Raw genomic sequence first — 21,902 nt, 5'->3', positions numbered from 1 at the left:
GGGGCGAACATGCGAATCCCGGGAAGCGGCCGGGGTCGGGGACAGCGTAGCCGGGGCCTGCCGCCGGCGCCCGCCGTGGGCCGGGGACGGCCGGACCTGCGGTTAGGCGCCGGCTGGCGCAACGTCCGGCCCGGCGCGGCCCTGACCGACCGGGTGGTCGCCCGACACACCGTGCAGACCTCGATCGCCGAATACACCCTGGTGCTGAACGGGATGGGCGCGGTCGGCTGGCGGGGCGTCGGCGACGCGCTGCGGGACGCCGTCGCCGAGCTGCGGGCGATCGACCTCACCTACAGCCCGGCCCGGCCGGCCAGCCTGGTCTCCCGGCTGCGCCGGGGCGAGATCTCCGCGGACGCCTACCCGCCACTGGCCGACATCGTCGCCCGGTGCGCCGCGATGCGGGCCGCCACGGACGGCTGGTTCGACGCCTGGGCGGTGCCCGGCGGCTTCGACCCGGGTGGCCTGCTGGTCGGCTGGGCGGTGGAGCGGGCCGCCGCCCGGCTGCGCGCCGCCGGCATCGAGGACTACGCCGTGGTCAGCGGCGCCGACCTGGTGGTACGCGGCCACGCGCCGCACGGCGGCCCCTGGCGGATCGCGGTACACCACCCGACCCAGGGCGACCGGCAGCCGACGATGCTGGAGATGACCTCCGGCGCGATCGGCACCTCGGGCGTCGCCGGCCGGCGTGGCCACGTGATCGACCCGCACACCGGGCAGCCGGCCGACAAGTTGGTCGCGGCCACGGTCGCCGGCCCGGATCTCGCGGTCGCCGACGGGTACGCCACCGCCCTGTTCGCCGCCGGCCGTCCCGGCCTCGACTGGTTCCCCACCCGGGACGGGTACCGGGCCCTCTTCGCCACCGCCCGCTGACCCGACCCGCCGGCAGGAAGCCGGAGGATCGCGCGCCCTTGTGGAACGCGCCTGAGGACTGGAAACGCGATCGGCCCCCGCGATCTCGGCAACGATCGCGGGGGCCGATCAGCGACGAGTGCGCGTGGCTCGCGCACACGGGGGTGCTGGCTACCCGGCCGGCGCGACGCCTCATCACCCGAAGACGAGTCCACGCCCAGGAACTCGCCGGGTATCCGCGTCAATACGCTATCGACCCGGCGTGAGTCCCCGCAAGAGTTGCCGTTCCGCGTGTCGGCGGGCTATCCGAGAAAAGGTCACCGACTCAGTGGCACCCTGTACCCCCGTGAGTTCTGATCTGTCAACACTCTTGGGACACGGGAGCCCGGTGTGAGCTTCGATCTGATCGTATGGGCGCTCGGGCCCGGCGCCGGCGCCGAGGACGTACGCGCGGCACACCGGCGGTGCCGGCAGGGTGTCCATGTCGGGGGAAAACCGGAACCGCGGATCTCGGCGTTCCACCGGGCGATCACCGCCGGCTATCCGGACCGGCCGGGGCCGGGCACGCCGTGGGCGGTGACTCCACTGCACGTCGCCGTCGACCACGTGGAGATGAACCTCGACGAGTCCTGTCCGGACCAGGTACTGCTCGACATCGAACGGTTGGCCGCACAGCACGGCCTGATGCTGCTCGACCCGCAGGACGGCTCGGTCTATCCGCCGCCGACCCCGGTGAGCGGCTGACCCGGACGGGGCGGCCGGGCGGCGATCGCCCCGTCCGGACACCGCGGGTCAGGCCCCGGTCACGCCTCCTCGTCGCGCAGGTCGGCGGCGCTCGCCGCGACCGCGCCGATCGAGTCGGCCGCCGAGCTGAGCAGCTCCGCCGCGGTCGCCGAGTCCACCGTCAGGGTCATCAGCGCCTCGCCACCGGCCTCCCGCCGGGCCACCTGCATCGCCGCGATGTTGACGCCCGCCTCGCCGAGGATCGATCCGATGGTGCCGACCACGCCGGGCTTGTCGACGTAGCGGAAGAAGAGCAGGATGCCGTCCGCGCCGAGCTCCAGGTCGAAGCCGTCCACTTCGGTCAGCTTGAGCACGTCGCGGGTGCCGGCGTGCACGGCGGTGCCGGAGACCGACACGGTCCGGCCGTCCGGCAGCGCGCCGCGTACGGTGACCAGGTTCGGGTGGTCGATGGTCTCCGCGTGCGTGGTCAGGGCCACCGTGACGCCCCGGTCGGCGGCGAGCAGCGGCGCGTTGACGTAGCTCACCTGCTCCTCCACGACCGAGGTGAACAGGCCCTTGGTGGCGGCCAGCTTCAGCACCGAGACGTCGTTGGCGACGATCTCGCCGCGTACCTCGACGGTGACGCTGGCGGCCACCCCGCCGGCCACCGCGGTGAAGACCTTGCCCAGCTTCTCGGCGAGCGGCAGCAGCGGCCGGACATCCTCGGCGACCACGCCGCCGGCCTGCACGTTCACCGCGTCCGGCACGAACTCGCCCTGCAGGGCGAGCTTGACGCTGCGGGCAACCGCCAGGCCCGCCTTGTCCTGCGCCTCGGCGGTGGAGGCCCCCAGGTGCGGGGTGGCCACCACGTTGTCGAAGGCGAACAGCGGCGAGGCGGTGCAGGGCTCCTTCGAGTACACGTCGATGCCGGCGCCGCCGACCCGTCCCTCGGCGATCGCGTCGGCCAGCGCCTGCTCGTCGATCAGGCCGCCCCGGGCCGCGTTGACGATCCGGACACCGGGCTTGACCAGGGCGAGTTCCTTCTCACCAATCAAACCGACCGTTTCCGGGGTCTTCGGTAGGTGGATCGAGATGAAGTCGCTCTCCCGGAGCAGCTCCTCCAGCCCGACCAGGCGTACGCCGAGCTGCGCCGCCCGGGCCGGCTGCACGTACGGGTCGTACGCGATCAGCCGGGTGCCGAACGCCGCGATCCGCTGCGCGAAGAGCACGCCGATCCGGCCGAGCCCGACCACGCCGACGGTCTTGCCCTGGATCTCCACGCCGGTGTACTTGGACCGCTTCCACTCCCCCGCCTTCAGCGCGGCGCTGGCGCTCGCGGTGTTCCGGGCGACGGCCAGCAGCAGCGCGAGCGCCTGCTCGGCGGCGGAGACGATGTTGGAGGTCGGCGCGTTGACCACCATCACGCCCCGGGCGGTCGCGGCCGCCACCTCGACGTTGTCCAGCCCGACGCCCGCCCGGGCCACCACCTTGAGCCGGGGTGCCGCGGCGATGGCCTCGGCGTCGACCTGGGTGGCGCTGCGTACGATGACCGCGTCGGCCTCGGCGAGCGCGGCCAGCAGGGCCGGGCGGTCGGTGCCGTCGACATGGCGTACGTCGAAGTCGTGCGCAAGCACGTCGATTGCGGCGGGAGCGAGCTCTTCAGCGATCAGTACGACGGGAGTCATTGGTCCTCGTATATGTCGTCCGGGCGAGGTCTGCGGCCACGTGGGCGCCGCACTGCGTCCCGCGCTCCGCCAAACGGGTGCTTCCCTACGGTGCGGACGCACCTATCTGCCGATCGTAGGCGCCCTGCTGCGCACGGTGCGGCGCCGAACCGCGTGAGTGCCCTCACAAGGCCCACCGGCGGGGCGGGTCCCGCCGACGCCGACGGCGCCGCCGAATCCCGGAACCTCCGGCGGAACCGCTGGTCGCCGCCGCGACCGACCGGGACGGGACGGGACGGGACGGCGTGCCGGCGGCTCAGGCCGAGGTGAAGACCTCGGGTCCGGGCAGCGCGGGGTGCGGCCGGAGCTGGCTGACCAGCGACCGGGTACCGAGCTGGCGGAAGGTCCCCGCCTCGGTCTCCAGTACGTCGCGCAGCAGGTCCAGGTCGAGCGAACCGACCGGCGGATAGATCCGCTCCCGGGGCGGCTCCTCGCCGGGCGCGAGCGCCTGCTGGGCGACCATGAAGTCGAGGATCGCCTGGCGGACCGCGGGCAGCGCGACCGGCGAGTGGTAGAGCACGTTCAGCGCCTGCATCCGCATGCCCTGCACGTGGTCCTCGCCCTTGTTGTCGTGGAAGTGCGGGTTGCGGGTCTCGATCTGGAGTACCGGAACGGAACTCGCCATCACCTCGGGATGGGCGGTGTCGAGCAGCCCGCCGAACTGTTCGAACAACTCCACGAACTCGAACGGCTCGACCGCGAAGCCGCCGGCCAGCCGCATCCGCAACCCGAGGTCGAGACTGAGCGCGTGTTCGCCGGCATTGCCGGTGGCGATCACCTCGGTGCCGAACCCGGAATACTCGGCCACCAGCCGGTTCAGGAACTCGTTGGTGATCTCGGAACTCCGGCCGCGCCGGCTGAAGAAGAGCCGCCCGTCCCGCAGTTTCGGCTTCGAGTGCCAGGAGATCCGGACCATCGCGTACGGGTTGGCCGCCAGGTGCAGGCCGGCGGCGTACACCTTGACGTACTCGTGCACGGCACCCGGCACATAGTTATCTGCATCGATGTAGCCGAGGTACTTGCGACCGGTCAGCGCGGCGACCGCCATGCCGATCAGCATCGCCTCGCCCTTGCCGGCCCGGACCAGCCCGTCGTCGTCGATCAGCTCGGGCATGCCGGCGGCCTTGAAGGCGGCGGCCAGCCCCGGATCCCGCTGGTGCACCATGATCGCCGGCCGCTCGGTCGCCCGGCAGTACTGCTCCAGGGTCTGCGCTTCCATGTCGTAGCGATCGACCGGATGTCGGGCGCTGTTCGAGACCAGCACGATCAGGCAGTCGTGCGGAATCCCCGAGAGCACGCCTTCGATTACTCTGCGTGTCTCATTCATACAGGGAATGACGATGACCATCTGCCGCTCGATCGCGCGCATCGCCGCCTGCGAGACGATCCCCTCGCCGGTGGTCCCCGTGGCGTCTCCCGAGTCCAGCTGTATGACACGCTGGAGTTCGTGGATACGGACGGCGCCGAAACGCTCGGTGCGGTGCGATTGCTCCAGACGCATGCGGCGACAGTACCCGAGCGGACGCATTAACCGCCCGTAACCGCCGACCATTTCCTGACGACAACGGTCGGGGTAGCGATTGGACTCCGAATGGCAATGATCCGGTAACTCGCCGGGGGAAGATCCGGTAACGACATTGATCTCCACCACGTGCCGGTGCCGCTCCGGGCCGGTACGCTCACCGGCCCGGAGCGACCACCACGTCAGGCCGTCTCGGTGATCGGACGGTCGACCCAGCTCATCATGCCGCGCAGCTTCTTGCCGGTCTCCTCGATCGGGTGCGCCGCGCCCTCGGCCCGCCACTTGGTGAAGTTGGGCCGGCCCGCGTCGTCCTCGGCGATCCACTCCCGGGCGAACTCGCCGGACTGGATCTCGGAGAGGATCTTCCGCATCTCGTCCTTGACCCGGGCGTCGACCACCCGCGGGCCGCGCGAGTAGTCGCCGTACTCGGCGGTGTCGGAGACGCTGTAGCGCATCCGGGCGATGCCGCCCTCGTACATCAGGTCGACGATCAGCTTCAGCTCGTGCAGGCACTCGAAGTACGCCACCTCGGGCGCGTACCCGGCCTCGGTGAGCACCTCGAAACCGGTCTGCACCAGCGCGGAGGCGCCGCCGCAGAGCACCGCCTGCTCGCCGAAGAGGTCGGTCTCGGTCTCCTCCTTGAAGGTGGTGCGGATCGCACCGGCCCGGGTGCCGCCGATCGCCTTGGTGTAGGCGAGCGCGAGCGGGAAGGCGGTGCCGGTGGCGTCCTGCTCCACCGCGACCAGGCAGGGCACGCCCTTGCCGTCGACGTACTGCCGGCGGACCAGGTGACCCGGGCCCTTCGGGGCGACCATCGCCACGTCGACGTCGGCCGGCGGGGTGATGAAGCCGTACCGGATGTTCAGGCCGTGGCCGAAGAACAGCGCCTTGCCCGCGGTCAGGTGCGGCGCGATGGCCTCGGCGTAGAGCGACCGCTGCGCGGTGTCCGGCGCCAATACCATGATCACGTCGGCCTCGGCCGACGCCTCGGCCGGGGTCAGCACCCGAAGGCCCTGCTCCTGCGCCTTGGCCCGGCTCTTGGAACCCTCCGGCAGACCGATCACCACGTCGACGCCCGAGTCGCGCAGCGACAGCGCGTGGGCGTGGCCCTGGCTGCCGTACCCGAGCACCGCGACCTTCTTGCTCTGGATGAGCCCCAGGTCGGCGTCGTCGTCGTAGAACACCTCAGCGGTCATGACTTTCCTCTCCTGCGGCGCGACCCGGCCGGGCCCGCCGTTGCCAATCGTTATGCGGGGTCCGCCGTGCTCAGGCGGCCCGCAGCGCCGAACCGGTGGTGATCGAACGGGAGCCCCGCCCGATGGCCACCAGACCCGACTGCACCATTTCCTTGATTCCGAACGGTTCGAGATCGCGCAGCAGCGCGTCCAGCTTGTCAGCGGTGCCGGTCGCCTCGATCGTGAGGGTGTCCGGCGCGACGTCCACCACCCTGGCCCGGAACAGGTTCACCGTCTCCAGCACCTGGGCCCGCTGCGAGCGGTCGGCCCGGACCTTGACCAGCACCAGCTCCCGGGCCACCGAGACGCCCGGGTCCAGCTCGACGATCTTGAGTACGTTGACCAGCTTGTTGAGCTGCTTGGTGACCTGCTCCAGCGGCGAGGTCTCGGCGTTGACCACGATGGTGATCCGGGAGACGTCCGGGTTCTCCGTCTCACCGACCGCCAGCGAGTCGATGTTGAAGCCCCGGCGGGAGAAGAGCCCACTCACCCGGGCCAGGACACCGGGCTTGTTCTCCACCAGCACGGACAGGGTGTGCTTGCTCATCGCTCCGGCCTCACAGCTCGTCGTCGTCGAAGGCGGGGCGGACCCCACGGGCGAACATGATCTCGTCGTTGCTGGTGCCGGCGGCCACCATCGGCCAGACCATGGCGTCCTTGCCGACCACGAAGTCGACCACCACCGGCGCGTCGTTGATCTCCATCGCGGCCTTGATGGTCTTGTCCACGTCGGCTTTGCTCTCGCAGCGCAGCCCGACGCAGCCCAGCGCCTCGGCCAGCTTGACGAAATCCGGGATGCGGTGCTTGTGGGTGCCCAGTTCGGTGTTGGAGTAGCGCTCGCCGTAGAAGAGCGTCTGCCACTGCCGGACCATGCCCAGGTTGCCGTTGTTGATCACGGCGATCTTGACCGGGATCCCCTCCAGGGCGCAGGTCGCCAGCTCCTGGTTGGTCATCTGGAAGCAGCCGTCGCCGTCGATGCCCCAGACCACCGTGTCCGGCTTGCCGACCTTGGCGCCCATCGCCGCCGGCACCGCGTACCCCATGGTGCCCAGGCCGCCGGAGTTGAGCCAGGTGTACGGCTTCTCGTACGAGACGAACTGCGCCGCCCACATCTGGTGCTGGCCGACCCCGGCCACGTAGATCGCCTCCGGGCCGGCGATCGCGCCCAGCCGCTCGATCACATACTGCGGGGCCAGGGTGCCGTCGGTCGGCTCGTCGTAGCCGAGCGGGTACCGCTCGCGCAGGTCGTCCAACTGCGCCCACCACTCCGTCCGGTCGATCGCGGCGGTCTGGCCGGCGGTGGCGGCCCGGACCGCCTCGATCAGCTCGTCGATCACGTACTTCGCGTCGCCGACGATCGGCACGTCGGCGGCGCGGTTCTTGCCGATCTCCGCCGGGTCGATGTCGGCGTGCACGACCGCCGCCCCCGGGGCGAACGAGTCCAGCTTGCCGGTGACCCGGTCGTCGAACCGGGCCCCCAGGGCCACGATCAGGTCCGACTTCTGCAGGGCGTAGACCGCGGCGACCGTGCCGTGCATGCCGGGCATGCCGAGGTGCTGCGGGTGCGAGTCCGGGAAGGCGCCCCGGGCCATCAGCGTGGTCAGCACCGGGATGCCGGTCAGCTCGGCCAGCTTGCGCAGCCCGTCGGTGGCACCGGCCTTGAGCACGCCGCCGCCGACGTAGAGCACCGGGCGGCGGGCCGTGGTCATCAGCCGGGCCGCCTCGCGGATCTGCTTGCCGTGCGGGTGCAGGGTCGGCCGGTAGCCCGGCAGGTCCAGGGTGGGCGGCCAGTTGAAGGTGGTCTGCGCCTGGAGCACGTCCTTGGGGATGTCGACCAGCACCGGGCCGGGCCGGCCGGTGGCGGCCAGGTGGAACGCCTCGGCCAGGATCCGCGGGATCTCCTCGGCGGTCTGCACCAGGAAGTTGTGCTTGGTGATCGGCAGGGTGATGCCCTGGATGTCCGCCTCCTGGAAGGCGTCCGTGCCGATCGCCGGCCGGGCCACCTGACCGGTGATCGCCACCATCGGCACCGAGTCCATGTACGCGTCCGCGATCGGCGTGACCAGGTTCGTCGCGCCCGGCCCGGAGGTGGCGATGCAGACCCCGACCCGGCCGGTGGCCTGCGCGTACCCGGTGGCGGCGTGCCCGGCGCCCTGTTCGTGGCGGACCAGGATGTGCCGCACCGACGAGTCGTAGAGCGGGTCGTACGCCGGCAGGATCGCCCCGCCCGGGATGCCGAACGCGACGTCGACGCCGAGCGCCTCCAGCGACTTCACCAGCGAGCCGGCCCCGGAGACCCGGACCGGTGCTACCACCTGCCCGGTTCCGGCCGCCCGGACCGGCTCGGCAAGCGGGCCGGCCTGGTCAGCGGCCGGCTGGGCACCCGGGCGGAGTCGGCGGGGGAACTGGTCGGAGGGGTCGTTGCTCCCCTCGGCAGCGGCGGACCGGTGGCGCCGCGCGCTGTTGGCCAGGGTCTCGGGTGTGGGTCTCGTCATGGCTATTCAGGCCTTCGGCTCGGAGCAGTGATCTTTTCCAGATGTACGGTGCGGTGCGGGCGGGCCGCCTCGGCCGGCGGCCGATCCACACAAACCGGCAGGAGTGAACGCCAACCGGGGCGACTGCGCCGCCAGCGCGGGATACGTGGCCAATAAAAACGGCCCTCGTGCTGATGCACGGGGCCTGCGCACTCTCGGGAGTCGAGAGTGCGCTCAGATAAGTACTCGGAAGGACCTGGTCGCAGACATGTGGCTAAGCCTGACGCATCTCACGCGATGAGTCAACTGATCCCGCATTCTGGGCACTGTCGGTTTTCGGGTCCACCGGCCCGTCGCTCGGTCTGCGCTGCCGGGGCGCGCTGCGGTTGTTGCCGCCGATCCGGGAGGTGGACGTGCCGGTGTCGCCCTGCGGGCGGGACTCCGATCCGCTCCCCTCGGGCGGGCTGGCCGCCTCCAGCATCGCCTCCAGATGCTCGGCCGGCACTCCCCAACCGAAGAGCTGGCCCTGCCCGAACCGGCAGCCCGCCTCGACCACGGCGGCGAGTTCCGTCCGGTTGGTCACCCCCTCGGCGATCACCTCCAGCCCGAGCTGGTGGCCGAGCCGCATCACCACGTCCACCATCGGGGCGAAGGCCCGGCCGTCCGGTGGCCGGATCGGCTCCGGGCCGGCGACCAGGCTATGGTCGATCTTGAGGATGTCGATCGGCAGCCGGCGGAGCTGGCCGAGGGAGGAGTACCCGGCGCCGAAGTCGTCAAGCGCGATGCGTACCCCGGTCAGCCGCAGTGCCCGGAGCCGGCGGATCAGCTCGTCCAGGTCGGTCGCCACGGCGTGCTCGGTCACCTCCAGCACCAGCCGCTGCGGCGGCACCCGATGGGCGCGCAGCGCCTCGGTGACCTGGAGGACGTACTCCGGGGCGTGCAGTTCCCGGGGCGAGACGTTGACCGACGCCCAGACGTCGTGCCCGGCCGCCAGCCAGAGGGAGAGCTGGTGGCAGGCCCGGTGCAGTACCCAGGCACCGAGCTTGGCGATCATCCCGCACTCCTCGGCGAGCGGGATGAACTCGTCCGGGCCGACGTTGCCCAGCTCGGGATGGTGCCAGCGGAGCAGCGCCTCGGCGCCGACCGGCCGGACCGACGGGACCGCCACCACCGGTTGGAAGGCGAGGTGCAGCTCGTCCCGCTCGATCGCGCCGCGCAGCTCGTGCTCCAGCGTGGTACGCCGGCGCAGCAGGTTGTCGTAGGCCACGTCGTACCGCTCGACGCGGTTCTTGCCGCGCTGCTTGGCGTACCGCAGGGCCAGGTCGGCGTTGCGCAGCAGGGTCTCCACGTCGGCGGCGTCGGCGCTGTCCGCCACCCCGATGCTGACCGACAGGAAGACCGACCCGGCCTCGTGCCGGTACGCCGAGCCGACCACACCGAGCAGCCGCTGCGCGATCCGCTGCGCCTCGGCAGGCCGGGCCCGCATCAGTACGGCGAACTCGTCACCGCCGAGCCGCGCGGCCAGGTCGCCGGGGCGCAGGTTGCTCTTCAGCCGCCGGCCCACCTCGATCAGCACCGCGTCGCCGACATCGTGCCCGCGCATGTCGTTGACGTTCTTGAAGCCGTCCAGGTCGAGCCCGAGCAGCACCCAGGGCGTCTCCGAGTCGGCCTGCTGCTGCACCGCCCGGAGCAGCCCCCGGCGGTTGGCCAGCCCAGTCAGCGGGTCGGTGTGCGCCAGTTCCCGGAAGTGCGCCTCCCGCTCGGCGAGCCGACCGGCGTAGGCCCGTACGTCGGCCAGCGCCAGGTATTGCCGGGCGACCAGGCCGAACCCCTCGACGATGCCGGCCACCACCGCCAGGATCGTGAAGCTGCCGCCGACCAGCAGGTGGTAGACGGCGGAGACGGCCATCGCCACCATCGGCAACACGGCGTAGGTGCCGCGCCGGATGACATCGCCGTCCGGCCCGCCGGCCGGGTCGGGTGCCCGACCGGCCAGCGCGACCATCAGCAGGCCGATCGGCAGCAGCACCGCCCCGACCAGCGCGACCACCGGGCCGGCCTGGCAGATCCCGGCCGAGATGGCCAGCCCGGACCCGGTCACCACGGTCACGCCGGTACCGGCCAGCAGCAGCCCGCGCCGGGGCGCCCGCGCCCGGGCGCCGACGATGAAGGTCAGCCCGACCGCCACCGCCGCCGTGACGGTGGCCACCAGGATGGCCAGGCAGCCGCTCGGGGTAAGGTCGCCGAGCACCCGGGTCGGGTCGGTGAGCAGCACCCAGCCGACGAACCAGAGCGCCGCCCCGATCACCAGCCCGTCCAGCACCAGCCGGAGCGCCGCGGCGGGGGTCTCGGCGACGCCGGGCAACCGGAGCAGACCGGCGCAGAGCAGCGCCCCGCTGACCGCCATCCCCGCCGCGATCAGGGTCGCCAGGCCGCCGCGCTGGGCCTGCTCGTGCTGCCAGTGCTCGGTCATGGTGACCAGCGCGAACAGCCCCAGGGCGGCGCTGGCCGCCGCGAGTGCGCCACCGATCGCGAGCAGCCAGTGCCCGGTCCGGCGCGCACCGGTGTGCCGGTGCGCCGACAACGCCAGCATGACCGGCCCGCAGCAGGATGCGAGGCCGGCCGCCACGGCGAGGGCCGGCGCACCGGAGACGAGTTGCACGGGTTCACTCTGCCGGATCGACCGCACTCCATGGGGGAGCGCGCGCCGGTTCCTCGATCAGAGGCACAGACCGCCCATTCGGGCATCACCGGGATCATCGGGCCAGATCGAGCCGGCCCCTCCGGCGGAGGCTGACCGGGTCGGGGCCTCGCCGTCGTCCCGCTGGCTGGACCCGGCGGACCGCGAAGGCGGCGGAGCGCGGCCCGGAGTGCCACACTGGTCGAATGCCTGACCTGCGGTCGAAGACCTCCACACACGGCCGGACGATGGCCGGCGCCCGCGCGCTGTGGCGGGCCACCGGGATGACCGACGACGACTTCGGCAAGCCGATCGTCGCCATCGCGAACAGCTTCACCCAGTTCGTACCGGGGCATGTCCATCTCAAGGACCTCGGCGGGCTGGTCGCGGACGCGGTGGCGGAGGCCGGCGGCGTCGGCCGGGAGTTCAACACCATCGCGGTCGACGACGGCATCGCGATGGGGCACGGCGGGATGCTCTACTCGCTGCCCAGCCGCGAGCTGATCGCCGACGCCGTCGAATACATGGTCAACGCGCACTGCGCGGACGCCCTGGTCTGCATCTCCAACTGCGACAAGATCACGCCCGGGATGCTGCTCGCCGCGCTCCGGCTGAACATCCCGACGATCTTCGTCTCCGGCGGCCCGATGGAGGCCGGCAAGACGGTGGCGATCGAGGGGATCGTGCACGACAAGATCGACCTGATCGACGCGATGATCGCCTCGTCCAACGACGCGGTCACCGACGACCAGCTCGGCGCGATCGAACGCTCCGCCTGCCCCACCTGCGGCTCCTGCTCCGGCATGTTCACCGCCAACTCGATGAACTGCCTCACCGAGGCGATCGGCCTGGCGCTGCCCGGCAACGGCTCGGTGCTGGCCACCCACGCCGCCCGCAAGGACCTCTTCGAGCGGGCCGGCCGGCTCGTCGTGGAGATCGCCAACCGCTGGTACGCCGACGACGACGCCTCGGTACTGCCCCGGTCGATCGCCTCCCGGGCCGCGTTCGAGAACGCGGTCGCCCTGGACGTGGCGATGGGCGGCTCCACCAACACGGTGCTGCACCTGCTGGCCGCGGCCCGCGAGGCGGAGCTGGACTTCGGCGTCGCGGACATCGACGAGATCTCCCGCCGGGTGCCCTGCCTGGCCAAGGTCGCGCCGAACTCCCCGAAATACCACATGGAGGACGTGCACCGGGCCGGCGGCATCCCGGCGATCCTCGGTGAGCTGGACCGGGCCGGGCTGCTGCGTCGGGACGTACACGCGGTGCACTCGGCCGACCTGGACGGCTGGCTGGCCGACTGGGACATCCGGGGCGGCAAGGCGAGCCGGGAGGCGATCGAGCTGTTCCACGCCGCCCCCGGCGGGGTACGCACCACCGAGCCGTTCTCCACCGCCAACCGCTGGTCCACCCTGGACACCGACGCGGCCGGGGGCTGCATCCGGGACCGGGCGCACGCCTACACCGCCGACGGCGGGCTGGCCATCCTGCACGGCAACCTCGCCCCGGAGGGCGCGGTGGTGAAGACCGCCGGGGTGCCGGCCGAGTGCCTCACCTTCCGGGGCCCGGCCAAGGTCTACGAGTCCCAGGAGGCCGCCGTCGACGCGATCCTCGGCAAGCGGGTCGTCGCCGGTGACGTGGTGGTGATCCGGTACGAGGGCCCGAAGGGCGGGCCGGGGATGCAGGAGATGCTCTACCCCACCTCGTTCCTCAAGGGACGCGGCCTCGGCCGGGAGTGCGCGCTGATCACCGACGGCCGGTTCTCCGGCGGCACCTCCGGGCTCTCCATCGGGCACGTCTCCCCCGAGGCGGCCGGTGGCGGGCTGATCGCGCTGGTCGAGTCCGGCGACGAGATCGTCATCGACATCCCCGCCCGGAGCATGGAGCTGGCGGTGGCCCCGGAGGTGCTGGAGGCGCGCCGGATCGCGCAGGAGAAGCGGGAGCGGCCGTACACGCCGGTGGACCGGGACCGGCCGGTCTCCGCCGCACTGCGCGCGTACGCCTCGATGGCGACCTCGGCCAGCGACGGCGCCTACCGGCGCGTCCCGGAGTGAGCACGACGGCGAACGCGGGCACCCCCGACGGGTGACCCGCGCTCGCCGCCGCGTCAGGCCCGGCGGGCCCGCAGGGTGTTCACCATCGCCACCGCGGTCGGCACGTCCCGGCAGGTGACCAGCCGGCGGCTGCCGTCGGTCAGCCGGAGCGCCAGCGCCGGGCCGGGCAGCAGCGGCAGGTCGCGGGCGGTGGACCCGCGCAGCATGCTGCGGAGCAGCCAGTCCTCCACCGCCAGGTGGTCCGCCTCGGCGGCGGCGATGGCGGAGATCGGCACCCGCCGTCGCAGCGGACCGATCGCCACCCGGACCGCCTCGCCGTCGATGACCAGCCGGTAGCGGGTGAACGGCAGCATCGCCAGGGCCGAGACCATCGGTGCGGCACCGGCCCAGCCGGCGACGCCGACCAGCGGCACCAGGACGGCGACCATCAGCACCCCGGTGAGGGCCAGCGCCCCGGTCGTCCAGAGCATCGGGCGCAGTGCCCGGAACTCCCACCAGAGCAGCCGCTCGTCGGCCCCGGCCGCCAGCACCGGCCCGGCCGCGACGGTCCGCTCCGGGACGTCGGGCCCGACCGCCGCCCGGGTCCGGGTCGGGGACCCGGTGCCGGGTGACGCCGGGGGCGCCGCCCCGGCCAGCAGGTACGCCAGCAGCCCGGCGACCGCCGCGGCCACCATCGGCAGCGCCATCAGCGCGGCGAAGTAGCCCCAGGAGAGGCGTACGTCGGCGGCCGTCGGCGCGTCCAGCGCGGCACCGAGCATCATCAGCAGCACCGTGCCGCTGGCCGCGGCGGTGCCGTTCACCGCGACCTGGGCACCGAGCCGAAGCCAGTGCCGCCCGATCAAGGAGAGCCGGCGGGTCAGCGCGAAGACCAGCAACCCGGTCGCCCAGACCGCGAGCGCGGCGCCGAGCAGCACTCCGGCCAGGGTGTCGACACCGATCGTGCTGAGCATCGGCCGGTCACCGACGCCGCCGGAGTTGGGCAGGCTCTCCGGGAGGCGGCTCCGCCAGGCCAGTGTCACCGCCGCCGCACCGCCGACCAGGGCCGCGGGCAGCAGACCGCTGCCGATCATCCACCGGACGCTCCTCATGGGCTCACCTCTCTCGAATACTGCTGCCGCAGCAGCACGACAGCCTCGTCCAGGCCGACGCCGGCCCGGCGGGCAGCCGTCACCAACTCCCGTACCGACTCGATCACCCGGGCCCGCTCGTGCGGGACCTGACCGGTCACCACCGCGCCCCGGCCTCGGCGAAGCTCGATCAGCCCCTCCTCGCGCAGCACCGCGTACGCCCGGAGCACGGTGTGCATGTTCACGTCGAGCGTGCCGGCCAACTCCCGCGCGGCCGGCAGCCGGTCTCCCGGGCTGAGTGCGCCGTCGGTCAGTGCCCGGCGCACATTGCCGGCGATCTGCTCGGCCAGCGGTACGCCGCTGCCCGGTGCCACCCGAAACAACATGTTCGCATTCTACTAGAACAAGTGGCACTATCCGCAAGCACGTACGCCGGACCGGCACCACGCACGGCACCGTTCGGGTCCGGACCGGAGGAGGCGGGCGGGTTACCGGCGGAGGAACTGGGTGATCAGTTCGGCCAGTTCGCCGGGGCGCTCGGCCACCATGGCGTGGCTGGCGCCGTCGAGTTCGCGCACCTCCAGCCACGGGTTGTCCCGGACCGCCGCCAACCGCTCGAGGACCCGACGCCGGTGCGCGGCGTACAGGTCGTGGAAGGGGCGCTGTTCGGGCATGTCCACCGTGGCCAGCACCAGCAGCAGCGGGCAGCGGACGTCGCGGTAGACCGGGACGAGGTCCAGCGACTCCATGGCCAGTCGCAACTCCTCGGTCAGCCCTGGATCGGGGCGCAGCCGGCTCGTGTCGCCGTCCACCGGCACCAGGTTGCGCCGGAACGCCTCCACCCAGACCTCCTCGGCGGAGCCGTACCCACGGGCCATGGCCCGCTGTCCGGCGACCGCCGCCGCGACCTGCTCGGCGGTGAGCGGCCGAGCCGTCGCGGCGGACATCCCGGCGAAGACCTCGCGGAGCCGGGCGAGTTCGGCCGCCGCCCGGTCCGGCTCCAGGCCGGCGAGGTCCTCCGGCCGGCTCGGTGTGGGGTTGCCGTCCAGGCTGACCGCGCCGGGGCAGTCGGGATGGCGGGCCGCCCAGAGGCTGGCGAGCATGCCGCCCAGCGACATGCCGACCACCGACGGGCGGGTCAACTCCAGCTCGTCGGCGACGGCACCGAGGTCGTCGAGCACCTCGTCCCACTTCCACGGGCCGTCGCCGGAGCGGCCGTGTCCGCGCAGGTCCACCGCGACCACCCGATGCGCCGGGCGCAGCCCCTCGGCCAGCCCGGACATGGTGACGAGGTTGCCGCCCGCGCCGTGCAGCAGCAGCATCGGGGAGCCGGACCCGCCGAAGTCCCGGGCGACGATCGGCACCGGGCCAGAGTTGATGGATATTTCGGAGCTGGCAGATAAATCAGACACGGCGGGGCCGTCCTTCCTCCAGTAGCCGGTCGCGGATGGAGGAGGGCAGCACACCGCCTTCCGGATGACGGACCAGCTTTCCCCGGTTGACCAGGTCGTGGACGCCCTGCCGGGTGATCCCGAGCATCGCCCCGGCCACCGCGTACGTCACCGAGTCGGCGGTGGGGTGCCCGACCCGGCGCGCGACGACCTGGCCCAGCGGGCTGCGCCACCAGTCGAGCGGGGGCTCGAACGGGCCGTCGCCGGGATAGAGCGTCGAGACGATCCGCATCGCGGTGCCGACCGCCGCCCGGTCGTCGCCGTCGACCAGCCGGTGCGCCCACGCCTCGGCCCGAACCCGCACCACCGTACGCAGCGCGTCGACCACGTCGTCCCCGTCCAGCAGGATCTCCAGCGGATCGAGCAACCGGACGTCCATCGTCCGGAGAAGTTGCTCGACGAGTTCGTCATGGGTCGGCGGCACGCCACCCTCCTCACTTGACGTTCAGTGTCAAGTACTTGACGAGCACTGTCAAGTACCGCTCGACCGCCCGGTCACCGGCAGCAGGCCCGGTGCACGGACCCCGGTCAGGTCTGCGCGCGGACCGGATTGAGCAGCGCGACGAGCACCCCGTCCACCCGGTCGAGCAGCGGGCCGGCGTCCAGGCCGTCCGCCAGGGCGCCCTCCAGCACCCCGTGCAGCCCGTGCAGCAGGAATTCGACCGTGAAGGCGGGGTCCTCGACCGCCAGCTCACCGCCGCGCACCCCCCGCTCGACCAGGTCCAGCAGGCCGGCCCGGATCGGCCCGAGTTCGTCGCGCTCCTCGATGCCGGCCTCGTGGAACAGCACCCCGATCAGGGCGGCGTTCGCCACCCCGAACTCCACCATCCCGGCGACGAACCGGCGTACCCGGTCGAAGGCTGGTGCGTCCGGTGCGGCCGAGACCACCGCGGCACCGGCGGCCAGGATCTGCTCGTTGCAGCGGTTCCGCAACGCGGTGAAGACCTGGGCCTTGGAGCCGAAGTACTCGTAGACGGTGCCCTTGCCGAGGCCGGCCTCGGCGGCGATGCCGTCGATGGTCGCCTCGACACCGTCCCGGAGCAGCACCCGGGCCGCCGCGTCCAGGATCTGTGCCGGTCGTTCGGCCGGTGCCCGGGCCGCGCGGGGCCGCCGTGCCGTCGCTCTGGTGCCGCTCATAGCGCCGGAGCCTAACGCCGGCCTTGACAACCGACCAGCGGTCGGTAGGTTGGGTCCACCGTTACCGACCGACAGTCGGTCAGTTAACGCTCGCCGGCCGCGCCTCGCCGAACCCGTCCATCCGGTCACCGCCCGGTTCCATTCCGGGCGGCCAGAGAGGATCGAGATGAAAAGCCCCGCCGACCTGCTCTTCCTGTCCGGCGTCGTGGAAGAGGTGGAGCCGGTGACCCACCGGATGCGCCGGCTGCGCGTCACCGGCGACCGGCTCCGGACCGTCCCGTGGCTCCCCGGCCAGCACGTACGCGTCAACGTCACGCCGCCACGCGACTGGCTGCGCCGCCCCGGAGACGCCCGGCGCAGCTACTCGGTCTGGGCACTGGACCGCGACCGGGGCAGCCTCGACCTCGGCGTACTCGACCACGGCGACGGGCCGGGCGCGTCCTGGGCGCGTAACGCCCGGCCGGGTCAGTCGATCAGCCTGTCCCGTCCCGAGGGTCGGCTGACCCTGCGGGAGTCGGCGTACCACCTGTTCGTCGGCGACGAGACCGCCGCCGTCGCCTTCGGGGCCATGCTGCGGGCGCTGCCCGCCCGGACTCCGGCGTACGGCGTGCTGGTCACCGACCGCCCCGGCGGAGAGGTACCGCTGCCCGCCGGGCGGCAACTCCACTGGGTGTACCGGGGCGACGCCGACCCGGCCGACAGCGGGACGCTGCTCCCGGCGGTGTGCGCACTCGACCTGCCCGGCGAGCCGGGCACCGCCTACCTGGCCGGCGAGGCCCGCACCTGTCAGGCCGTCCGGGACCATCTGGTCCGGGACCGGGGCTGGTCCCGGCGCCAGATCGTGGTCAAGCCGTTCTGGGCTCCGGGGCGGCGGGGCCTCGACTGAGGACCCAGGCCGGAGATTCTGTCCGATCACCGCCCGGACCGACCGGGTGAACCGTGCCGACCGGGTGGATTGGGCCGGTCAGTAGCCGGGGAAGACCCGGCGCAGGTCGTCCAGGCCGAGCGGGCCGGTCACGGTCAGCGTGTCGGGCGTGTGCTCGGGCGACAGCCGGCCGGCGGCCAACCGCAGGAACGCCTCGGCCGGTCCGCTGATCTCGCCGACCGGCTGCTCCGGCCGTTCCACCAGCTCGACCCGGTCGGTCAGCCGCAGCCCCAGGGACCGGTCCGGGTCGGTCAGCCGCAGCCCCAGTTCCACCGGCCGGTCACCGACCGCGTCCGGCCGGCCGATCCAACCGAGCAGGCCGTCGAGTCGGTCGAGCAGCAGCGGCACCGCCTCCGGCGCCACCGTCGCGTACCGGTTGAAGGCAACCTCCACGTCCCACTCGTGCAGGGCGAACTCGCTGAGCCGCATCCCGGCCGCGGTCGCCAGATCGACCGGCTCGGGCAGGAAACCGAGGTCGATCCGCACGCTGGACCGGGTGGCCGCGTCCAGCGACTCGTACCGCTCGACGAGCCGGCGGTTGGCCTCCAGAAAGCCCTCGGCATGCTCGATCGGGGTCTTCGCGTCCCACCGGGCCCAGACCTGCTTGTTGAAGTCCGCCTCCAGTGCGGGGCGGCTGCCCAGCGCCACATCGAGGGTGGCCTCGTTGATCTCGGCGCCGCTGCCGAGATGGCTGAGCACCTGCGACACCTGCCACTCGCTGGCCCCGGACGGCCGGGTCAGGTCGGACGGGCCGAGATCGCGGACCAGTGCCGCGAGTTCGTCGTGGCCCGAGCGGAGGGCGGCGATGGTCGTGTCGGCAGTAGTGGCCATGTCTTCCTGTCTCCCGGGTTGTCCGTCGCCGGCTCCGGATCGGCCGGCGCGACCCGCCCATCATGCCCGCTGGCCCCGGCCGGGCGCCGCCCTACGGCCCGACCCACCGGGCGGACCGACCGGAGCAGCACACCCGGCCCGCCGACCCGGCACGGCTCGACGCGGCAGGTGACCCGGCTGCCGTCAGCTCCTGGGCGGGGTCACCCTGCCGGTAGCGTTGCGGGAGTGACTGAGCCCGAGTGGCTGAACGAGCGCGAGCGACGTGCCTGGTACGGCTTCCTGACGATGCAGGAGGACGTCCGGCGCCACATGAACCGGCAGTTGCTCCGGGAGGCCGGCATCTCCCTGCCGGACTTCGCCGTCCTGAGCGCCCTGCACCAGTCGCCGCATGGTCCGCTGCGGGTCTTCGAGTTGCGGGAAGTCCTCAGGTGGGAGAAGACGCGGCTCACCCACCAGATCTCGCGGATGATCTCGCGCGGGTTGGTCGAGCGGCGCAGTTGCGCCGAGGACAGCCGTGGCAACCACGTGGCCCTGACCGAGGAGGGGCGCTCGGTGATCGAGAAGGCCAGCCGGCTGCACCTCCGCTACGTACGCGAGTTCTTCATCGACGTGCTCAGCCCTCGCCAGCTCGACACACTGGCCGCCATCTCGGAAACCGTGCTGGAGAACCTGAAGGACGACCCCTTCGACGAGTGAACCGCGAAGCCGCATCCGCTGAGGCGACTCCTCCACCCACCCGCCACTAAGGGTGACTCGTCAACCGCTTCTCGCCCAGCGCATCGGCACTCGAATCGATCCTCCACCGGCCGGTCAGGCGGCCTCGACCAGCGCCTTGACCTTCGGGTCGATCGCCTTGGCGGCCTCGGCCCCCACCTGGCCGGCGAGCCCGGTGAGTGTGGTCTGGATCTGCTCCTCTTGATCCGCCACGCCGAACTGCTTCTCGATCGCCTTCACCGAGTAGTCCGCGATCTTGACGCTGTCGTCCAGGAAGATGTCGTGACCGCCTCGCAGACCTCCCTGGTGTTCGGCGCCGCGCCGACCCAGCCGGTCACCCCCGCCATGAGCACGGGATATTTACACCAGCACACACCTCGATTAGCATGATCACCAGTGAGTACACGTTGGGCGGCGCCCCCGACACGGGAAGTGACTACCCCTGCCGACCCGGCAGGGCCGTCACCGAAGTGACGACAGGAGATCTACCGTGGGCTCCGAGATCACCCGACCCTCACCCGACCAACCCGCTGCCGGCGAGCCGATCCCGCCGCCCGTACCCCGAACCGTCCGGCGGCCGACCTCGAAGCTGGTGACCCTGCTGGCGGGCGCCGCCGTCGTGCTGGCGAGTACGCCCCTGTGGGGCACCGGCGGTCCGGTCGCGCTCGACGACGCCGAACTGTCGGCGGCGCCGACGTACCCGATCGGGTTGCAGCCGGCGGCGGACCCGGGACCGTTCCCCGGCAGCGTCACCCCGACCACCCCGACCATCACCGTCGCCGGCGAGCGGGACGGCGAGAGCACCTTCGCCGTCGTACGGTATCCGCAGGTGCAGCCGAAGAAGCCGGGCCAGCTGGACTTCGACCACTTCCACACCGGGATCGAGATCGAGTGGTGGCTGAAGAAGTGGGCGCACCAGCGGCCGGACATCGTCGACCTCTACATCGTCGGCGAGAGCTTCAGCGGCGAGCCGATCTATCAGCTCACCATCACCGACAAGTCGACCGGCAAGGACACCGACAAGCCGGCCGCGTTCTTCGAGGGCAACCGGCACTCCGGCGAGGTCTCCTCGGCGGAGAGCTCGCTCTGGCTGGCGCACCACCTGATCAGCCGGGCCGGCCGGGACCGGCAGGTGGACCGGATTCTCGACGAGAAGACCGTCTACATCCGGCCGGTCAACAACCCGGACGGGCACAACCTCTACCTCTACACCGCCCAGACCAACCGCTCGTCGGTCCGGCCGACCGACAACGACGCCGACGGCAAGCTCGACGAGGACCCCGGCGAGGACCTCAACGGCGACGGCTACCTCAGTCAGCTACGGCAGTACGTGGGCGCCGGCAAGGGCAGCCACGTGGTCGACGACCGCGATCCGGCCAAGGTCGTGATGCGCAGCGTCGGGGCCGGCAACGGCGACTACCTGATGTTCTCCGAGGGGGTCGACAACGACGGCGACGGCCGGGACAACGAGGACGGCGTCGGCGGCCTCGACCTGCACCGGAACTACCCGTACAACTGGCACGTCATGCCCGGCTACGACGAGACCGGCCGGAACCTCACCCAGGTCGGCGCCGGCGAGTACCCGCTGTCGGAGCCGGAGACCCGGCACGTCTACACCTGGCTGATGTCGCACACCAACATCGGCGCGGTGAACAGCATGGACACCCGGGTGCCGATGCACCTGCGCGGCCCGTCGACCTGCGACCCGGTCGAGTGCATGTACGCCGGCGACCGCAAGCTCTACGAGCACTTCGACCGGGCCGGCGTCGGTTTCACCGGCTACCGGTACTCCGGCAGCGTCTACATCGACTACGCCACCCGCAACGGCGGCGACCCGGAGCCGCTCTTCGGGCACGGCCCGGACTTCGGCTACTTCCAGTACGGCGCTGTCTGGTACGGCGACGAGATCTGGAACGGCGGCGACTTCGTCGACTACGACAAAGACCAGCGGTTCGCCGACTGGGAGCGGTCGCGGTGGTGCGCCGAGAACCGGCGGACCAACTGCTTCCTGCCCTGGACGAAGATTCAGCACCCGTTGCTCGGCGCGGTCGAGGTCGGCGGGATCAACCCGAAGTTCTGGGCGCAGAACCCCTCGCCGGACCTGATCGGGCAGTGGGCGGCGAACCAGGCCCGGTTCAACATCTACCTGACCGAGTCGCTGCCGCAGGTGGCGCTCTCCCAGGTCGGTGTGCGCACGCTCCGGGACGGGCAGAGCGACGGCGCGACGCACGAGATCACCGCCACCGTCACCAACACCGGCCGGATCCCCACCGCGCTGGAGCAGGCGAAGGAAGTCAAGATCGTGGCTCCGGACACCGTCGAGGTGCAGGGCGCGCGGCTGGTCGGCGAGGCTCCGCAGTTCTTCCTGGACGGCGGGAAGAGGCAGCGGGTGACGCTGCGGGTCAGCAAGACCGAGGCCGAGTCGGTCACGGTACGGGCGGTCAGCGTCCGGGGCGGGCTCGACTCCGCACCGGCACGGCTGCGCTGACCGGTGCACGTCGTCCCCGCCCCGCGCG

19 protein-coding genes are annotated in these 21,902 nt (G+C 72.0%); 6 read left to right on the top strand and 13 right to left on the bottom strand.

The window, feature by feature from the left end:
• The first annotated feature begins 9 nt into the window (after positions 1-9).
• Complete coding sequence (locus tag AAH979_RS00775; RefSeq protein WP_346256225.1) at positions 10-870, top strand: FAD:protein FMN transferase; 861 nt, start codon at positions 10-12, stop codon at positions 868-870.
• Positions 871-1,239: 369 nt separating this feature from the next.
• Positions 1,240-1,593, top strand: a complete 354-nt coding sequence (locus AAH979_RS00770; RefSeq protein WP_346256224.1) for a hypothetical protein — start codon at positions 1,240-1,242, stop codon at positions 1,591-1,593.
• Between the two features lie 59 nt (positions 1,594-1,652).
• Here AAH979_RS00770 and serA read toward each other — a convergent pair whose 3' ends face one another.
• From serA to AAH979_RS00740, 6 genes are all read right to left on the bottom strand, one after another.
• Complete coding sequence (serA, locus tag AAH979_RS00765) at positions 1,653-3,257, bottom strand: phosphoglycerate dehydrogenase (protein WP_346256223.1); 1,605 nt, start codon at positions 3,255-3,257, stop codon at positions 1,653-1,655.
• 295 nt (positions 3,258-3,552) lie between these two features.
• Positions 3,553-4,797: a mannosyl-3-phosphoglycerate synthase gene (gene mpgS / locus AAH979_RS00760; protein WP_346256222.1), complete on the bottom strand. Its 1,245-nt coding sequence runs from the start codon at positions 4,795-4,797 to the stop codon at positions 3,553-3,555.
• Positions 4,798-5,000: 203 nt separating this feature from the next.
• Positions 5,001-6,014: a ketol-acid reductoisomerase gene (ilvC, locus tag AAH979_RS00755; RefSeq protein WP_346256221.1), complete on the bottom strand. Its 1,014-nt coding sequence runs from the start codon at positions 6,012-6,014 to the stop codon at positions 5,001-5,003.
• Positions 6,015-6,084: 70 nt separating this feature from the next.
• A complete protein-coding gene (gene ilvN / locus AAH979_RS00750; RefSeq protein ID WP_101370234.1) occupies positions 6,085-6,600 on the bottom strand; it encodes an acetolactate synthase small subunit in 516 nt (171 codons plus the stop codon).
• A gap of 10 nt (positions 6,601-6,610) precedes the next feature.
• Positions 6,611-8,548: an acetolactate synthase large subunit gene (locus tag AAH979_RS00745; protein ID WP_346256220.1), complete on the bottom strand. Its 1,938-nt coding sequence runs from the start codon at positions 8,546-8,548 to the stop codon at positions 6,611-6,613.
• Between the two features lie 253 nt (positions 8,549-8,801).
• Positions 8,802-11,000 (bottom strand): EAL domain-containing protein, encoded by a 2,199-nt coding sequence (locus tag AAH979_RS00740; protein WP_346256283.1) that lies wholly within the window; start codon positions 10,998-11,000, stop codon positions 8,802-8,804.
• A gap of 413 nt (positions 11,001-11,413) precedes the next feature.
• On the opposite strand from AAH979_RS00740, the gene ilvD reads away from it, so the two are divergent.
• Complete coding sequence (gene ilvD, locus AAH979_RS00735) at positions 11,414-13,261, top strand: dihydroxy-acid dehydratase (protein ID WP_346256219.1); 1,848 nt, start codon at positions 11,414-11,416, stop codon at positions 13,259-13,261.
• A 53-nt stretch (positions 13,262-13,314) separates the two neighbouring features.
• On the opposite strand, the gene AAH979_RS00730 is transcribed toward ilvD, so the two are convergent.
• The 5 genes from AAH979_RS00730 to AAH979_RS00710 form a co-directional block, all read right to left on the bottom strand.
• On the bottom strand, positions 13,315-14,349 hold the full coding sequence (locus AAH979_RS00730; protein ID WP_346256218.1) for a hypothetical protein: 1,035 nt from the start codon (positions 14,347-14,349) through the stop codon (positions 13,315-13,317).
• The gene (locus AAH979_RS00725) at positions 14,346-14,714 is read right to left on the bottom strand and encodes a GntR family transcriptional regulator (protein ID WP_346256217.1); all 369 of its coding nucleotides are present in this window, start codon (positions 14,712-14,714) and stop codon (positions 14,346-14,348) included. The genes AAH979_RS00730 and AAH979_RS00725 overlap by 4 nt, the downstream gene beginning before the upstream one ends.
• A 102-nt stretch (positions 14,715-14,816) precedes the next feature.
• Entirely contained in the window at positions 14,817-15,692 is an 876-nt protein-coding gene (locus AAH979_RS00720; RefSeq protein WP_346256216.1) for an alpha/beta hydrolase, read from the bottom strand.
• Positions 15,693-15,732: 40 nt separating this feature from the next.
• Positions 15,733-16,203: a hypothetical protein gene (locus tag AAH979_RS00715; protein ID WP_346256215.1), complete on the bottom strand. Its 471-nt coding sequence runs from the start codon at positions 16,201-16,203 to the stop codon at positions 15,733-15,735.
• Between the two features lie 104 nt (positions 16,204-16,307).
• The gene (locus AAH979_RS00710; protein ID WP_346256214.1) at positions 16,308-16,916 is read right to left on the bottom strand and encodes a TetR/AcrR family transcriptional regulator; all 609 of its coding nucleotides are present in this window, start codon (positions 16,914-16,916) and stop codon (positions 16,308-16,310) included.
• Between the two features lie 166 nt (positions 16,917-17,082).
• On the opposite strand from AAH979_RS00710, the gene AAH979_RS00705 reads away from it, so the two are divergent.
• Positions 17,083-17,802: a siderophore-interacting protein gene (locus AAH979_RS00705; RefSeq protein WP_346256213.1), complete on the top strand. Its 720-nt coding sequence runs from the start codon at positions 17,083-17,085 to the stop codon at positions 17,800-17,802.
• 78 nt (positions 17,803-17,880) lie between these two features.
• Here AAH979_RS00705 and AAH979_RS00700 read toward each other — a convergent pair whose 3' ends face one another.
• Positions 17,881-18,672 carry a maleylpyruvate isomerase family mycothiol-dependent enzyme gene (locus AAH979_RS00700; RefSeq protein WP_346256212.1) on the bottom strand — a complete coding sequence of 264 codons (792 nt, stop codon included), beginning with the start codon at positions 18,670-18,672 and terminating at the stop codon, positions 17,881-17,883.
• A gap of 225 nt (positions 18,673-18,897) precedes the next feature.
• On the opposite strand from AAH979_RS00700, the gene AAH979_RS00695 reads away from it, so the two are divergent.
• Positions 18,898-19,368 carry a MarR family winged helix-turn-helix transcriptional regulator gene (locus AAH979_RS00695; protein WP_346256211.1) on the top strand — a complete coding sequence of 157 codons (471 nt, stop codon included), beginning with the start codon at positions 18,898-18,900 and terminating at the stop codon, positions 19,366-19,368.
• Positions 19,369-19,482: 114 nt separating this feature from the next.
• Here the strand turns inward: AAH979_RS00695 and AAH979_RS00690 are convergent, their stop codons facing one another.
• A complete protein-coding gene (locus AAH979_RS00690) occupies positions 19,483-19,626 on the bottom strand; it encodes a hypothetical protein (protein WP_346256210.1) in 144 nt (47 codons plus the stop codon).
• Between the two features lie 250 nt (positions 19,627-19,876).
• On the opposite strand from AAH979_RS00690, the gene AAH979_RS00685 reads away from it, so the two are divergent.
• On the top strand, positions 19,877-21,874 hold the full coding sequence (locus AAH979_RS00685) for a M14 family metallopeptidase (RefSeq protein WP_346256209.1): 1,998 nt from the start codon (positions 19,877-19,879) through the stop codon (positions 21,872-21,874).
• Positions 21,875-21,902: the final 28 nt, after the last annotated feature.

Source organism: Plantactinospora sp. ZYX-F-223 (genome assembly GCF_039649625.1).
Taxonomy (GTDB): Bacteria; Actinomycetota; Actinomycetes; order Mycobacteriales; family Micromonosporaceae; genus Plantactinospora.
This window is presented reverse-complemented; position numbering and strand designations above follow the sequence as displayed.

Excerpts from the sequence above, each read along its gene's own strand:
- AAH979_RS00705 (WP_346256213.1), top strand. The coding sequence starts at position 17,083 with ATGAAAAGCCCCGCCGACCTGCTCTTCCTGTCCGGCGTCGTGGAAGAG.
- AAH979_RS00725 (WP_346256217.1), bottom strand. The coding sequence starts at position 14,714 with ATGTTGTTTCGGGTGGCACCGGGCAGCGGCGTACCGCTGGCCGAGCAG.
- AAH979_RS00710 (WP_346256214.1), bottom strand. The coding sequence starts at position 16,916 with ATGAGCGGCACCAGAGCGACGGCACGGCGGCCCCGCGCGGCCCGGGCA.
- mpgS (WP_346256222.1), bottom strand. The coding sequence starts at position 4,797 with ATGCGTCTGGAGCAATCGCACCGCACCGAGCGTTTCGGCGCCGTCCGT.
- AAH979_RS00740 (WP_346256283.1), bottom strand. The coding sequence starts at position 11,000 with ATGACCGAGCACTGGCAGCACGAGCAGGCCCAGCGCGGCGGCCTGGCG.
- AAH979_RS00775 (WP_346256225.1), top strand. The coding sequence starts at position 10 with ATGCGAATCCCGGGAAGCGGCCGGGGTCGGGGACAGCGTAGCCGGGGC.
- ilvN (WP_101370234.1), bottom strand. The coding sequence starts at position 6,600 with ATGAGCAAGCACACCCTGTCCGTGCTGGTGGAGAACAAGCCCGGTGTC.
- AAH979_RS00745 (WP_346256220.1), bottom strand. The coding sequence starts at position 8,548 with ATGACGAGACCCACACCCGAGACCCTGGCCAACAGCGCGCGGCGCCAC.
- AAH979_RS00730 (WP_346256218.1), bottom strand. The coding sequence starts at position 14,349 with ATGAGGAGCGTCCGGTGGATGATCGGCAGCGGTCTGCTGCCCGCGGCC.
- serA (WP_346256223.1), bottom strand. The coding sequence starts at position 3,257 with ATGACTCCCGTCGTACTGATCGCTGAAGAGCTCGCTCCCGCCGCAATC.
- ilvD (WP_346256219.1), top strand. The coding sequence starts at position 11,414 with ATGCCTGACCTGCGGTCGAAGACCTCCACACACGGCCGGACGATGGCC.
- AAH979_RS00700 (WP_346256212.1), bottom strand. The coding sequence starts at position 18,672 with ATGGCCACTACTGCCGACACGACCATCGCCGCCCTCCGCTCGGGCCAC.
- ilvC (WP_346256221.1), bottom strand. The coding sequence starts at position 6,014 with ATGACCGCTGAGGTGTTCTACGACGACGACGCCGACCTGGGGCTCATC.